This window comes from Ochrobactrum sp. SFR4, from assembly GCF_019730395.1.
In the GTDB taxonomy this organism is placed as follows: Bacteria; Pseudomonadota; Alphaproteobacteria; order Rhizobiales; family Rhizobiaceae; genus Pseudochrobactrum.
In genome coordinates, this window is sequence record NZ_JAAPBB010000016.1 from 51721 (window position 1) to 67871 (window position 16151).

Consider the following 16151-nt stretch of genomic DNA (forward strand, 5'->3'; position numbering starts at 1 on the left):
ATTATAACTGATCCGTTTATACGGATCAGTTTTTTTCAGGTATAATTTAGCGACGCTGCGCCAGAACCATATAATTCACGTCGAGATCGCGTGAGCGGTTCCATGTATCATTGAGCGGATTATAGCTCACGCCGGTTTTTTCCAGCACGGTCAGACCGGCAGCCTGCAATGGTTTTTCCAGTTCCTCAGGACGCACCAGTTTTTCATATTGATGGGTGCCTTTCGGCAGCCAGCGCAGCACATATTCCGCGCCGATAATCGCCAGACCCCATGCTTTCAGTGTGCGGTTGATGGTGGCAACAAACATCAGTCCCTGCGGCTTGACCATTTTCGCCGTGGCCGACATGAACAGATCGACGTCGGAAACATGCTCAACCACTTCCATATTAAGCACGACATCGAATTGTTCACCGGCATCAGCCAGATCTTCTGCTGTGGTGGCGCGATAATCGATTTCAATGCCCATTTCTGCGGCATGGATTTTGGCGACTTCAATATTGGTGGTTGAGGCATCCGCACCGATAACTGTAGCGCCAAGACGTGCCATCGGCTCGCACAGCAGACCTCCGCCGCAACCAATATCCAGAATGCGCAGACCTTCCAGCGGTCTGGCCGCCAGCGGATCACGGTTGAAATGCTTGCAGATCTGTTCTTTCAGATATTCCAGACGGGTCGGGTTGAATTTATGGAGCGGGCGGAATTTGCCCTGCGGGTTCCACCATTCGCTGGCAATGCGCGAAAAATGCGCAACTTCAGCGGGATCAATCGTGGTACGGCCGGATACGGCTTCCTGTGGCTGTTGTGAGCCAGTATCTGTCTGTCTGGACGTGTCGGACATAGCTTTCTCCATTTTCTACCAATGGACTTGTCTGTTCATTGATGAAAGTCAAGTATCTTTTCGCCTGTTGCGCTTGCGAAGTGGTCATAATTTCGGTATGTCAGCATCACTTACCTGTCAGGAGTACCTTTCAGTACGATGGCAGGTTCCGTTGGTTCTCATTTTCATTTAGGATATGTCGACATAATGGCGCGCATTGTGATGAAATTCGGCGGTACTTCTGTGGCCGATCTTGAACGGATCCGGAATGTGGCGCGTCACGTTAAACGTGAAGTCGATTCCGGCAATGAAGTGGCAGTTGTGGTTTCGGCTATGGCCGGTAAAACCAATGAACTGGTTGCCTGGACGCGTGAAGCATCGCCGATGCATGATGCCCGTGAATATGATGCGATTGTTGCATCGGGCGAGCAGGTCACTGCCGGTCTTCTGGCGATTGTGCTGCAGTCTATGGGCGTGAATGCCCGTTCATGGCAAGGCTGGCAGATCCCGATCAAGACTGACATGACGCATGGTGCGGCACGTATTACTGATATTGACGGTTCATTTCTGATTAAGCGCTTTGGCGAAGGTCAGGTTGCGGTGATTGCTGGTTTCCAGGGTATCAGCCCGGATAACCGTATTTCGACGCTCGGTCGCGGTGGTTCCGATACTTCGGCTGTTGCCGTTGCGGCAGCGGTTAAAGCTGATCGCTGTGATATTTATACGGATGTGGATGGTGTTTATACGACCGATCCGCGCGTAGAGCCTAAAGCCCGCCGTATGGCCAAGATTTCTTTTGAAGAGATGCTGGAAATGGCATCCCTTGGCGCTAAAGTGCTGCAGGTTCGCTCCGTAGAACTGGCCATGGTGCATAAAGTGCGTACATTTGTACGTTCAAGTTTTGAAGATCCGCATGCGCCGGGCATGGGTGATCCGCTCAACCCTCCCGGAACACTGATTTGCGATGAGGATGAAATCGTGGAACAACAGGTTGTAACTGGTATTGCTTTCGCCCGAGATGAAGCTCAGATCTCATTGCGCCGCGTGGCCGACCGCCCGGGTGTTTCGGCGGCGATTTTTGTCCCGCTGGCTGAAGAACATATCAATGTTGATATGATTGTTCAGAATGTTTCCGAAGATGGTTCGAAAACCGACATGACCTTCACCGTGCCTTCCGGCGATATGGATAAGGCTGTGCATGCGCTGGATAAGGTAAAGGCCGAAATCGGCTGTGACTCCATCCAGTCGGAAACCGGTCTGGCAAAAATTTCGGTGATCGGCACCGGTATGCGCTCTCATGCAGGTGTTGCAGCGACTGCATTTAAGGCGCTGGCTGAAAAAGGCATCAATATTCGCGCGATCACGACCTCCGAGATTAAAATCTCGATCCTGATTGACAGCGCTTATACAGAACTTGCGGTACGAACCCTTCATTCTGTTTATGGGCTGGATAAGCACTGAAGACTGAACTCAAAAAGTTTCAGGAAGGCAGTGCTTCGCGGCACTGCCTTTTTTTCTGTCTGCATTCTATTCATTTCTGTCGGGCGGCAACATTATGCCAGAGCGTGTCGCATTTAATTGTATCCACTGCGCTCGCTCTATCTTCATTTAATTGTCGCATGCTCGCGGACACTAAATGAGTCCATTTAGCTGTGGCATGCTCTAGAGCGTGTCGCGTTTAATCACATTCATGGCGTTCGTTCTATCTCCTTGTTTTTACGCATGTCACTATCGGAAAACCGGTACCCACTTTTCCGCGACATGCTATTATCTTTTCAGGGGTAAACGGAAATACAGGGTTCAGCTATGCAGCCACTGCATAGCTAAAGAGCGGAAATAAGAGCAGGACGATCCGGCTTTGGTCATGTGCGGGCAGCGGGATAAATAAAATCATTTTTGTTGATGGAGATGCTTTAATCGGTTTACGCCCCATTTTAGACACGTAAACCGCAATAAGAGCACAGTGTATAATAAGATTTGATAATTGTACTCTGGACGACTGTGAGAAAAATGCTCACAAGCAAACCAAACTGAGCTATGCACACAGCGGTGTGATTCGTGATCGGACTGGTCTTGTAGTATCAGGATGAAACAATGCCTGACCGGCCGATCGAAAAAGCGGTAAAAGCCGACGAGTAACCACATACGCTGTGTATTGTGGTTTGAGATTGGCATGAGGCATATGGAGGAGCATTGAGACCCTATGCGTGAGCTGACAGCCGGACCCCGGATTTTGCTCAAGCGTCTTCGCGCTTTAATGGCGGAAGCGCTCGAACCGCAGGAACGCCTTGACCGTATTGTGCGCGAAATCGCGCAAAATATGGTGGCGGAGGTCTGTTCATTCTATGTGCTCCGATCTGATGAAATTCTAGAGCTCTATGCAACCGAAGGTCTGAACCCGCAGGCCGTGCATCTGGCGCAGCTGCGTCTGGGGCAAGGGCTTGTCGGTACGATTGCCGCAACCGCGCGCCCGCTCAATCTGACTGATGCGCAGAGCCATCCGGCTTTCACTTATCTGCCTGAAACCGGCGAAGAAATTTATAACTCCTTCCTCGGTGTGCCGGTATTGCGCGCAGGCCGGACGATGGGTGTACTTGTGGTTCAGAACCGCACCAAACGGGCTTATCGCGAAGATGAGCTGGAAGCTTTGGAAACAACTGCCATGGTGCTGGCGGAAATGGTTGCCGCAGGTAATCTCACCCGTCTTGCGCGTCCCGGTGTAGAGCTGACCAACGGGCGTTCTGTCAGTTTCAATGGCCATGCTTATAATGACGGCGTTGGTCTCGGACATGTGCTGCTGCATGAGCCGCGCATTGTCGTAACTAATCTTTTTAATGAAGATATTGAGCATGAGATCACCCGTCTTGATGAGGCGATGGGGTCTCTGCGTCTCTCGATTGACGATATGTTGTCGCGCCGTGATGTGGCGGTAGAGGGAGAGCATCGTGATGTGCTTGAAGCTTACCGGATGTTTGCCCATGACCGTGGCTGGATGCGCCGTCTTGAGGAAGCTATCCGCAATGGCCTGACCGCAGAAGCAGCGGTTGAAAAGGTACAGAGCGATACGCGCGCACGGATGATGCATCTGAGCGATCCTTATATGCGTGAGCGTCTCAGTGATTTTGATGACCTTGCCAATCGTCTGATGCGGCAGCTGATGGGCTATGACCCGAAAACTGCTGCGGAAATGATGGCGAAGGATTCAATCATCGTTGCCCGTTCCATGGGGGCTGCGGAATTGCTGGATTATCCGCGGGAACGTGTGCGCGGTCTGGTGCTGGAAGACGGCGCAACGACAAGCCATGTTGTGATCGTCGCGCGTGCTATGGGTATTCCGGTAGTCGGGCAGGCCAAAGGTGTGGTTGCACTGGCTGAAAATAATGATGCGATCATTATTGACGGCGAAGATGGTCGTGTTCATCTGCGGCCGCAGTCTGATGTTGAAGCGGCCTATGCGGAGAAAGTCCGTTTCCGCGCTAAAAGACAGGCGCTTTATCGTGAGTTGCGCGATAAGCCGACGATTACCAAAGATGGTCAGCCGGTTGCATTGCTGATGAACGGCGGTCTGATTGTTGATCTGCCGCAGCTGAAGGAATCCGGTGCGGATGGTGTCGGCCTGTTCCGCACAGAACTGCAATTCATGGTGGCTTCTACTTTCCCGCGTTCCGGCCAGCAGGAAAAGCTCTATCGCGCAGTGCTGGAAGCGGCCGGCGACAAGCCGGTGACTTTCCGCACACTGGATATTGGCGGTGATAAAGTGCTGCCGTATTTCCGCTCCAACGCGCATGAAGAAAATCCGGCGATGGGCTGGCGGGCGATCCGCCTTGCTCTGGACCGGCCAGGTCTGATGCGTACGCAGTTGCGCGCGCTGCTGAAAGCTGCGGGTGGTCGTGAATTGCGCATTATGTTGCCGATGGTGACAGAAGTGGCAGAGGTGAAAGCGACCCGCGAAATTATCGAGCGGGAAGTCAATTACCTGACCCGTTTCGATTATCAGCCGCCGAGCAACCTGAAAGTCGGGGCGATGATCGAGGTGCCGTCACTGCTGTGGCAGCTGGACGAACTGATGCGCGAAGTGGATTTCGCCTCGGTAGGATCGAATGATCTGTTCCAGTTCATTATGGCGGTTGACCGTGGCAATGCGCAGATTGCGGATCGTTTTGACCAGTTGTCTCCGGCATTTTTGCGGGTATTGCAGCAGATCGCCGAGGCGGGCAAGCGTCACGATAAACCGGTGACACTCTGCGGTGAAATGGCGGGTAAGCCATTGACAGCTATGATGCTGGTGGGGCTGGGCTTCCGCTCGATCTCCATGTCTGCAGCGGCAATCGGACCGGTGAAAAATATGCTTTTGTCGCTTGATGCAGCGCAGCTGAATGCGGTTCTGAGTGATCTCGTGCAGAGACCTGATGCCAACGGATCAATCCGTGAGCATCTTGTACGCTTTGCAGCCGAACAGGGCATTCCTCTGTAAAAGCCAATATAAAGCGCTGTCATTTGTGCAGAAAATTTCGCAATCAGGCATTTCCGTTTGATTGCGAAATGCTTTATGGGTGCCCTTATCAAGCTGAAAGCTGAATTTCAGACATATAATTATATTATCAGGATTATCGCATGGTCGCGCTTCCGCAAGACAGAATGGATCAGTTGTTAAAGCATTTTGTCATGCTTGAAGCGCAAATGGCGAATAATCCTTCGCCGGAAACCTATGTCAAGCTGGCCTCGGAATATTCTGAACTGCAAGATGTCGCGCTGAAAATTCGTGAATTGCAGGCTGCGCGTCAGGAGCTGAGCGATCTGACTTCCATGCGCGATGATGCATCAGGCGATGCAGAAATGCGCTCTTTGGCTGAAATGGAAATTCCGGATACGGAAGAAAAAGTCGAAACGCTGGAAGCTGAAGTCCAGATTTTGCTGCTGCCGAAAGATGCGGCGGATGAGAAAAACGCTATTCTGGAAATTCGAGCCGGTACCGGCGGCTCCGAGGCGGCCTTGTTTGGCGGTGATCTCTTCCGCATGTATGAGCGCTATGCTGCGGATAAGGGCTGGCGTGTGGAAGTTGTCTCTGCCAGCGAAGGTGATGCGGGCGGCTTCAAGGAAATTATCGCGACAATTTCCGGCAGAGGCGTGTTCTCCAAGATGAAATTTGAATCCGGTGTGCATCGCGTGCAGCGGGTGCCGGAAACAGAAGGCAGCGGACGTATTCATACATCGGCGGCAACGGTGGCTGTGCTGCCGGAAGCGGAAGATATTGATATTGAAATCCGCAACGAAGATATTCGCATTGATACGATGCGTGCGTCCGGTGCCGGTGGTCAGCACGTCAATACGACAGACTCGGCCGTGCGCATCACCCATATTCCGACCGGGATTATGGTGGTGCAGGCAGAGAAGTCGCAGCACCAGAACCGTGCACGTGCAATGCAGATTTTGCGCGCCCGTCTTTATGACATGGAGCGCCAGCGTGCAGAGAGTGAGCGTTCGGAAGCGCGGCGCAGTCAGGTTGGCTCCGGCGACCGTTCAGAACGCATTCGTACCTATAATTTCCCGCAAGGCCGCGTAACAGATCACCGGATTAATCTCACACTCTATAAGCTTGACCGCGTAATGATGGGTGAGCTTGATGAGCTGGTGGATGCATTGATTTCTGACCACCAGACCGCATTGCTGGCGGAATTGGGTGATAATTGATCGGCGTTATGACTAAACCGGAAACTACAAATAACACGCTTGGTCAGCTTTTAGCTCATGTGCGGCTTGAGTTGCGACAGGCAGAAATTGACGGTGCCGAGCTGGATGCGCGCCTGCTGGTGCAACATTTTACCGCTGCGACGCTGACCGATTTTGTGATCCGTTCGGATACAGTAGTTGCGCCGGATGTGGCAGAGCAATTGCTGGGTGCAATGCAGCGCAGGATCGCAGGTGAGCCGGTACACCGAATCATCGGTGAGCGCGAATTTTACGGTCTGAGCTTTAAATTAAATGCCGATACGCTTGAGCCGCGCCCTGATACGGAAGCACTGATCGGACTGGTATTGCCTTTTCTTGAACAGAGAAGCTCGGAAAAGGGCTTCGTTGATCTTCTGGATATGGGCACCGGTACAGGGGCAATTGCGATTACCCTGTTGCATGAAATAAAGACTGCGCGCGGTGTTGCAGTTGATATTGCTGAAGGCGCCCTGCAGGCAGCGCGGATCAATGGAAAACAGGCGGGAGTTTCATCCCGTCTGGCTGTTCTGAAAAGTGACTGGTTTGGTGCTGTTCGCGGCAAATATGACCTGATTGTCTCGAATCCGCCCTATATTCCGGCAAAAACAGTGCTGGAACTGGACAGGGAAGTCAAAGATTACGATCCGCGCCTTGCACTGGACGGGGGAGAAGACGGATTAAATTTTTATCGCGCTCTTGCAAAGCACTGTGGCGCCTACCTACATGATAATGGTATGATTGCTGTGGAAATCGGGGCAGGACAGGCGGATGATACGGAGGCAATTTTTGCACAATATTCATTCCGCCTGACAAAAGTAGCCGAAGATCTGGCCGGTCATAAACGGGCTTTGTCATTTCAACGTTGACTTTAATGTTTGATATGCCCAAAAAAGACTTGGAATTTACGGCAAACACGTCTAGTTTCCTGTCACCGCTACTGCATTGCATGTCCTGTAATATGGATGAAAGATACAGTAACAATTCGGACTAATGCGTAATTTCATTTTTAAACCGGCAGCGATTTAAAAAATTATGCACTGGTATGTCGGACAGGGTTGTCAGCCTGAAATTATATGTTTGATTTGTATCTTTATAAAACCGTGTCATGCGACGCGAAATTATGAGTGATTCAGACATTTTGATCAGCAGCTGTCCGGTGGTTTTTCAACCGACCTCCTTTGCGGAGTTGCTGACACGGCAGCACAAAACTTAAATTAAAATTATACGCTGAAAGTGCGGGGCGCGCTTTCTGTTATTGTAGTTATGAAATCTCTCAGCCCTTTCAGCTGAAATGATTTCTTCGCCCCTAATCTGAAAAGAGATGAGTATGAGGCCAGGACAGCAGAACAGGCGCATGCGTGGACGGGGGAATAATAACCGTAAGGGCCCTAATCCTCTTTCCCGTAATTACGAAAGTAACGGACCTGATGTAAAAATCAGGGGTAATGCGCAGCATATCGCCGAAAAATATATGACTTTGGCCCGTGATGCGCAGGCGACCGGCGACCGGGTGATTGCAGAAAATTATTTGCAGCACGCTGAACATTACAATCGCATTATTCTGGCGGCACAGGCACAAAATCCTGCGCCGGTGCAGCGTGATGAAGCTTTTGATGATGACTTTGATGATGAAGAAGGTATGGAGCAGGGTCATTCCGGCCAGTCCATATCGCATCAGGAAGTTTATGATGGCAGCGGCCCGCAGCCTGTGATCGAAGGCACGCCTGCTGAAGTCATGTATGGCGAAGAAAATTCCCGTTCTTCCAACCGTAATAACCGCCAGCAGAATAATCGTCAGGATCGCGGCGACCGTAATGATCGCAATGATCGTAACGACCGCAACAATGACCGTCAGGGTCGTATGCAGCGCCCGCGCCGTCATCAGCGTCCGGAATATGGTGCAGATCAGGGACAGGAAGCGCCGGTTGCAGCCGCACAGGTGCCTTTTGATCAGTCTGCTGAGCAGCCGGTTGTCACGTCAAACTTTGCTGAACCGGTTGTGACTGAAGTTGCGGAAGCACCTGTGACCCGCCGCCGTCCGCGCACCGCAGCGCCTGTTATGCAGGACGGTGATGATGCACCGGCAGTTGAAGCGAAGCAGGATGCTGTAACTGAGGCAACCGGTGCTGATGAAGCGCCGGCACCGCGCACCCGCCGTGTTCTGCGCCCGCGCCGCACGACAAGCCGTGCAGCGAAGGCTGATGGTGAAAATCAGGATCAGGATACAGCTTTTGCTGAAACAGAATAATCTGTTTGCATAAGAGAGAATTAGAAACCGGCAGGGAAATCTGCCGGTTTTTTTATACCCGCAAGGTGCGGTTGCCGCCATTTATTTGCAGAGAAAGGGTTTAGCGTGATTTCAGTTAACACGAAATCGTAAAGCTGCTCTGTTTTCTGCTTTTACGCATGATCCGCGCATTAAGGCAGGATCAGAAGTCAGTCTGGTGAACTGATTTTCTTGCAAGGGTGCTTCGCACATTTTGCCGAAAATGCTCTAACTCCTGCTGTGATAATAATTTTTCACCTTCATGCTTTCAGCCCTTGCAGGGAGAGGGGTGTCGCCCCATATCCCTTGTGACAGGATGCCGGAGCAATTTATTCCACGCATTTCCAGTGAAACTGGTTCTGATTTTGTCGGAAGTATTTTGTCCCGTTTATCTGAAGTCTGCTGAATAATGGTTCCTGCCTTTAAGGGGGAGCCGTCACCCATGATCTGCCGGTGCCTTGGAGGGCTGGCGGGCGAAAAGGAGACACTATGAATATTGAAAAATACAGCGAGCGCGTACAGGGTTTTCTCCAGTCAGCGCAAAGCTTTGCATTAAATTCTGATAACCAGCAATTTGCCCCTGAACATCTGCTGAAAGTCCTGGTGGATGATGAGGAAGGTCTGGCTTCCGGCCTGATCGAAAGGGCAGGCGGTCGCCTTGCTGATCTTAAGCTCGGATTACAGAGTGCCTTAGCTGCACTGCCGAAAGTGACCGGCGGTAGCGGACAGCTTTATCTGTCGCCTGCGCTTGCAAAAATTCTGACCACTGCGGAAGAACTGGCCACTAAAGCCGGTGACAGCTATGTCACGGTTGAGCGTCTGCTCACCGCTTTCACGCTGGAAAAAAGTGCGAAAACCTATGAAATTCTGACACATGCCGGTGTCACAGCCAAAGCTTTGAATGAGGTGATTAATCAGATGCGTAAAGGCCGGACTGCCGATAGTGCTTCTGCCGAAGCCAATTTCGAAGCGCTGAAAAAATATGCCCGTGATCTGACCGAGGATGCGCGTTCCGGTAAGCTTGATCCGGTGATCGGCCGTGATGATGAAATCCGCCGTACCATTCAGGTTTTGTCGCGTCGTACCAAGAATAATCCGGTGCTGATTGGTGAACCGGGTGTGGGTAAAACCGCGATTGCCGAAGGTCTGGCACTGCGTATCGTCAATGGTGACGTGCCTGAATCGCTGAAAGATAAGCGTTTGATGGCGCTGGATATGGGTGCGCTGATTGCCGGTGCGAAATATCGCGGTGAATTTGAAGAACGTCTGAAAGCTGTGCTGACGGAAGTTGAAGCGGCTGCCGGTGAAATCATCCTGTTCATCGACGAAATGCACACTTTGGTCGGTGCCGGTAAATCGGACGGCGCGATGGATGCATCCAATCTGCTGAAGCCTGCGCTGGCACGCGGTGAGCTGCATTGTGTTGGCGCGACGACACTGGAAGAATACCGCAAATATGTTGAAAAAGATGCGGCGCTTGCCCGTCGTTTCCAGCCGGTATTTGTCAATGAACCAACGATTGAAGATACGATCTCGATCCTGCGCGGTCTGAAGGAAAAATACGAGCAGCACCACAAAGTGCGTATCTCGGATTCTGCTCTGGTCTCGGCGGCAACTTTGTCGAACCGTTATATTACTGACCGTTTTCTGCCGGACAAAGCGATTGACCTCGTGGATGAAGCGGCTGCGCGTCTGCGTATGCAGGTGGATTCCAAACCGGAAGAGCTGGATGAGATGGATCGCCGTGTCATGCAGCTGAAGATTGAGCGTGAAGCGCTCAAGCTGGAAACCGATACGGCATCGAAAGATCGTTTGCTGCGTCTTGAAAAAGAGCTGACCGATCTGGAAGAGGAATCCGCTGAACTGACTGCCAAATGGCAGGCAGAAAAACAGAAACTCGGCCATGCCGCAGATCTGAAGAAGCAGCTTGAAGATGCGCGTAATGCTTTGGCGGCTGCTCAGCGTAATGGTGAGTTCCAGAAAGCCGGTGAACTGGCCTATGGTACGATCCCGCAGCTGGAAAAGCAGCTTAGTGATGCGGAAGCGCAGGAAAATACCGGCACCATGCTGGAAGAAACTGTGTCGCCGGATCACATCGCGCAGATCATTTCCCGCTGGACAGGTATTCCGGTTGACCGGATGCTGGAAGGCGAACGGGAAAAATTACTGCGGATGGAAGACGAACTCGGCAAGCGCGTGATCGGTCAGGGGGAAGCAGTGCAGGCGGTCTCGCGTGCGGTGCGTCGTGCCCGTGCCGGTCTGCAGGACCCGAACCGTCCGATCGGCTCATTCATCTTCTTAGGCCCGACAGGTGTGGGTAAAACAGAGCTGACTAAAGCTTTGGCCAGTTTCCTGTTCTCGGATGACACGGCTATGGTACGGATTGATATGTCCGAATTCATGGAAAAGCACTCTGTATCCCGTTTGATCGGAGCGCCTCCGGGCTATGTCGGTTATGAAGAAGGTGGTGTACTCACCGAAGCGGTGCGTCGTCGTCCGTATCAGGTGATCCTGTTCGACGAGATTGAAAAAGCGCATCCGGATGTCTTCAACGTGTTGTTGCAGGTGCTGGATGATGGTCGTCTGACCGATGGTCAGGGGCGTACGGTGGATTTCCGCAATACGCTGATCATTATGACTTCCAATCTCGGTGCGGAATATCTTGTTGCACTGAATGAGGATCAGGATGTGGACAGTGTTCGTGAAGAAGTCATGGGCGTTGTTCGTGCATCTTTCCGTCCGGAATTCCTCAACCGTGTGGATGAGATTATTTTGTTTCATCGCCTGCACCGCTCTGAAATGGGTGCGATTGTCGATATTCAGCTGGCAAGATTGCAGAATCTGCTGAGTGACCGCAAGATCACGCTGGATGTTGAGGATGATGCCCGTAACTGGCTGGCCGATAAGGGCTATGATCCTGCTTATGGTGCCCGCCCGCTGAAACGGGTGATCCAGAAACAGGTACAGGACCCGCTTGCTGAGAAAATTCTCGGTGGTGAAATCCTTGATGGTTCGGTGGTGGATATTTCGGCAGGATCAGACCGTCTGGTCTTTCAGCCCAAACCAAAACACTGAACTTCAGACAGGTAATAAATCCTGATTGAGTCAAGAGATGGTAAGCGGCACTGCTGAATGCGGTGCCGCTTTTTCATAACTATAAAAAATATCTGTTGCGGATTATCTTCTTCATATGCAGTTAAGTTATTAACCATAAAAATGGCCTGATCTGCGATTAGAGCATTTCAGGACAGACAACTGGCTGAAGAGACAAGATTTGCGCTTTAAAGGGTGTGGTATGCATAAAATGCGGGGAATTCTACGGAAGACTTATCTCGGACTGTCCGTGACAGGTCTGACAGCGGCGACCGCTTATGCGTCCCCTTTTGACATTGGTGGCTCCGTTTCCGGAGAAGAGCGTCCCGTGTTGATGGCGCAGCTTTATGATCCGGGTGAAGTTATTTATCAGGATAATAAAGTGCGGGTTTATATTGATGCTTCAGGGCGTCAGGTGACCATGGATAATAGCGGCAAGATTTTGCGTATTCAGGAACAGCCGGGTGGCTATCCGCAACAGCCTCCGCAGCAGCCGGATTCTAATGATAACTGGACATTGAACGGACCGGTTGGTGGCGGCGTGCCTTATGACGGCTTTGCAAATGTGCCGGATGATGCCGGTACGGATTATTTTCCGGCAGCACCACGAGGCAATACGGGTCTGAATAATGCAGCAGTTGACCGTTCTGCTTTGCCGGATGTCGGTGTTGCACCATCACCGGATGATAATGATTTCAAACCTGCGATTGAAGATCCTTACGGACAATATCCGAACACGTCTTCCGGTATGTCGGGCTCGCAGACACCGTCAGTTGTGATGCCGAAAGGTCAGGGCGCAAAAGCTAAATTTGCTGCTTATCAGATTATGCTGGATCGTGCCGGTACATCACCGGGCGTGATCGATGGCAAAGCGGGCAGCAATGTTGACAAGGCGGCGGCATCTTATCTGGAAGTAACGGGTCTGAGCATCAATCCTGCAGATGAAACACAGGTCAATGCCCAGCTGGAAGCCACAGGCGGTCCTGCTTTTACAGAATATACGATTACCAATGAGGATATCGGTCGCTTTTATCTGGCTTCTGTACCCAATGATTACAGTGAAAAGGCCAAGCTGCCTGAAATGGCTTATGTCTCACCGCGTGAAATGCTGGCCGAAAAATTCCACATTGATGAAAATTATCTTCAGGAAATCAATCCGGGGATCAGTTTCCGTCAACCCGGCGAAGTGATCAGTGTGCCTAATCTGGGTAAACAGAAGCGCGCGCCTATTGCTAAAATTATTGCGGATAAGGCACGCAAACAAGTGCGCGGCTATGATGCAAACGGCAAACTGGTAGTGGCCTATCCGTCGACAATCGGTTCGGCGGATAATCCTTCTCCGTCCGGTATTGTGACGGTTGAGCGTATCGCGACCAATCCGAACTATACCTATAATCCGAAGATTAATTTCAAACAGGGCAATAATGACAAGGTGCTGATTGTACCGCCGGGACCTAACGGGCCGGTGGGCACTGTGTGGATTGCGCTGTCAAAGCCGACTTATGGTATTCACGGTACACCTGATCCATCCCGTATTGGTAAAACAGCCAGTCACGGTTGTATCCGCCTTGCCAATTGGGATGCGGAAGAACTGGTCAAGCTTGTAAAACCCGGAGTAACCGTGGAGTTTACGGAATAAGAAACAAAAAAGCGGCCTGAAAGGCCGCTTTTTATTTTATAGTTTATCAGCTTTTTGCCTGAGATGTATTGGCAACCTTGGCAGGAGCGTCTCCCTTGCCATCCAGCAGCTGGTCGATGCGGTTGCGTTCCCGCATAAAGACTTCCAGCTGCTTTCCGCCCAGAGATTGACTTTGCGGCATACGGATACGCATCGGATCCACTTTTGCACCATTCACAATAACTTCGTAGTGCAAATGCGGGCCGGTCGAAAGACCGGTTGAACCGACATAACCGATCAGCTGTCCCTGACGAACGCGCGTGCCGGGCGTAATACCGGAAGCAATGGCATTCTGGTGGTTGTAACTGGTCTGATAGCCGTTACCGTGACGGATAATGGTCTGATTACCATAACCATTGGCCCAGCCAGCTTTTTCAACAATACCATTACCGGCAGCAAGAATCGGGGAGCCGCGCGGAGCGCGCCAGTCAACACCCGTATGCATGCGGACATAGCCGAGAATAGGATGACGGCGTCCGCCGAATGGTGAACCGAAGACACCATTCGGAACGGGTTTACGGATCAGGAATTGCTGGGCACTGCGGCCATTCTCATCATAAAATTCCACGCCGCCTTCCGGCGACTGGTAGCGGTAGAATTTCTTGGTTGTACCGCCCATATTGGCGCTGACATAGAGCAACTGAGACTCTTCATTCGCACTTTCGGAATCTTCCGGCAGGGAGAAGAATGCTTCAATTGCATCGGAGCGGGCGATCTTGGATTGCAGATCGACGTCATTCGCCAGCATTTTTATCAGTTGCCGCGCCATATCATTGGTCATGCCATAGGCAAGAGCAGCTTTATAAACGGCATCATAAACAGATGGCATCTCACCACGGATTGTCGGCGGCGGTGCATTATCATCAAATGCTGTTTGGAGAAGAGGGGTCATTTCCGGCTCATCAGACGGAACATATTGGTTTTGATCGTCGAGAGCGACCGTAACAATATGGGTTGTTCCGTTATAGAGCGTAACACGGACAATATGATCTTCTTCTTCAGAAGAGGTCACGCCTACACGCAATACGCTACCGGCTTTCAGGCGCGGCGAATTCATCAGCTTGCTCAGGGCTTCAGCAATATTATCCGCATCTTCACCCTCATAACCACTCTTATTCAGAGCATCGATGATTTTTGAATCAGAACGGAAAGGAATAATATCTTCGGAGAAGCCGGTATTGGTTTCACCATCAAGAAGACGATTGCTGACGCTGACATTTTCCTGCGTGATGCGCACGCCAAGCGGTTGTGTCAGGGTATAAGGGGAATCACCGCTGTTACCAAAGCGCAGCGGGTCAACATAATGAAGAGATGCAATCTGCACATCACCGTCCGTCAGCAACTGACCGGTATTGCGAACGACTTTTTCTACTTCGTCACTGGTAAGATCTGATGCTGAATCATAATTTCCGGCACTGATTGGAAAGTCGATCGTGCGCAGACTGATTTCACTTTCAACCTTTGCGCCGTAAATTTGTCCGGTATTCGCAGTCTGCACCTGTTGTTTAGCGCCGTCAGAGAAAACAGCCATAGCATCAAATGCCGGATATTGTCGGCTTGCCGGATGATCGGCGGCTAAAGCCATACGGACATATTCAAATGGTTTGGTACGGATAACTTCGCGCTCACCGACTTTCTGCATGGTTGAAACTTCCATGCGGCGGCGGTCGCGGCTTTTTTGTTTGGTGACAGTCGCAATAACGCGGTTGCCTTTGGTGCTATCCTTAGCATCCGACTTAGCCGGCATTTCTTCTTTTGTAACGAGCTCGGGAGGCGTCGCCAATTGCTGACGTCCGTCCAGCGCGGCAAAGAGTGCAACACCAATGAGTAATGAGGCTGTAATGCCGGTCAGAAAAGTGCCGGCCAGCCATCGTGCAGAAACTTCACGCCGATCTGGTGGTCCGCGACGCCCGTCCGTGATGAGCGGCGGCTCATCTCCGGGGTCGCTGGAGTTGGTCAAGATCTGCTGATTCATGCCACGCAGTACCATTCCTTATTATATATTGCGCACCGCAGGCTGCGGAAAAATCTGCGTAATATTGAATTACCTCAGGTGAGGAGCAAAGTTTTGCCTGTGCATACCGGTCAAGTCAATGAGAAGACGGCAAACAAACGAGATATGTGGAATCATTCCACGATTATTCGCTTTTTAAAACTGAAGCTCTGAACCTGTTCCATTTCAGATGTGTGCGTACGACCGGAATGGGGCGTGTTTATGATCGCAGTATTATTATGCTGTGAAAACTACAATATATAATGAGCATCAATACCCTCATAAGAAATGCTGCTTTGGGTATGGATTCGGGTTTGAGAGTGATGATTCCGTAATTTGATTCTGAATTTGTGAGTCGAAACAAGGGTTTGGTTTGGCGATTTGATATATTTGGTGGTGTTTTTTGGGTGATTGGGGCCGGATTTGGGTGCTGGAGTGGTGTGGTGAGAGGATAAATGGAGGGGAGGGGCGATGTTTTTCGGTTTTTGTTATAAAAATTCCATAAAAGGCGTTTGTGTGTGTTGACAGTTTGGATTGGTGGGGTCTATATAGCGACACAACGAGGGCGGCGGCGCTGCTAGCGGCAGAGAGCTTC

9 protein-coding genes are annotated in these 16151 nt (G+C 51.2%); 7 read left to right on the forward strand and 2 right to left on the reverse strand.

Annotation, left to right across the window (positions count from 1 at the left end):
- Window positions 1-46: 46 nt before the first annotated feature.
- Window positions 47-838: a bifunctional 2-polyprenyl-6-hydroxyphenol methylase/3-demethylubiquinol 3-O-methyltransferase UbiG gene (gene ubiG, locus HBA93_RS15575; protein WP_221723847.1), complete on the reverse strand. Its 792-nt coding sequence runs from the start codon at window positions 836-838 to the stop codon at window positions 47-49.
- Between the two features lie 186 nt (window positions 839-1024).
- On the opposite strand from ubiG, the gene HBA93_RS15580 reads away from it, so the two are divergent.
- From HBA93_RS15580 to HBA93_RS15610, 7 genes are all read left to right on the forward strand, one after another.
- Window positions 1025-2278 (forward strand): aspartate kinase, encoded by a 1254-nt coding sequence (locus HBA93_RS15580; RefSeq protein WP_022711258.1) that lies wholly within the window; start codon window positions 1025-1027, stop codon window positions 2276-2278.
- A 742-nt stretch (window positions 2279-3020) separates the two neighbouring features.
- On the forward strand, window positions 3021-5291 hold the full coding sequence (gene ptsP / locus HBA93_RS15585; protein WP_122092572.1) for a phosphoenolpyruvate--protein phosphotransferase: 2271 nt from the start codon (window positions 3021-3023) through the stop codon (window positions 5289-5291).
- Window positions 5292-5431: 140 nt separating this feature from the next.
- Window positions 5432-6508 (forward strand): peptide chain release factor 1, encoded by a 1077-nt coding sequence (prfA, locus tag HBA93_RS15590; protein WP_121994034.1) that lies wholly within the window; start codon window positions 5432-5434, stop codon window positions 6506-6508.
- A gap of 8 nt (window positions 6509-6516) precedes the next feature.
- Entirely contained in the window at window positions 6517-7392 is an 876-nt protein-coding gene (prmC, locus tag HBA93_RS15595) for a peptide chain release factor N(5)-glutamine methyltransferase (protein WP_221723848.1), read from the forward strand.
- A 461-nt stretch (window positions 7393-7853) separates the two neighbouring features.
- Window positions 7854-8774 (forward strand): DUF4167 domain-containing protein, encoded by a 921-nt coding sequence (locus HBA93_RS15600; protein ID WP_221723849.1) that lies wholly within the window; start codon window positions 7854-7856, stop codon window positions 8772-8774.
- Window positions 8775-9281: 507 nt separating this feature from the next.
- A complete protein-coding gene (clpB, locus tag HBA93_RS15605; RefSeq protein ID WP_122092570.1) occupies window positions 9282-11867 on the forward strand; it encodes an ATP-dependent chaperone ClpB in 2586 nt (861 codons plus the stop codon).
- Window positions 11868-12135: 268 nt separating this feature from the next.
- A complete protein-coding gene (locus HBA93_RS15610; protein ID WP_502910126.1) occupies window positions 12136-13524 on the forward strand; it encodes a L,D-transpeptidase in 1389 nt (462 codons plus the stop codon).
- A gap of 46 nt (window positions 13525-13570) precedes the next feature.
- Here HBA93_RS15610 and HBA93_RS15615 read toward each other — a convergent pair whose 3' ends face one another.
- Window positions 13571-15538 (reverse strand): M23 family metallopeptidase, encoded by a 1968-nt coding sequence (locus tag HBA93_RS15615; protein ID WP_221723850.1) that lies wholly within the window; start codon window positions 15536-15538, stop codon window positions 13571-13573.
- Window positions 15539-16151: the final 613 nt, after the last annotated feature.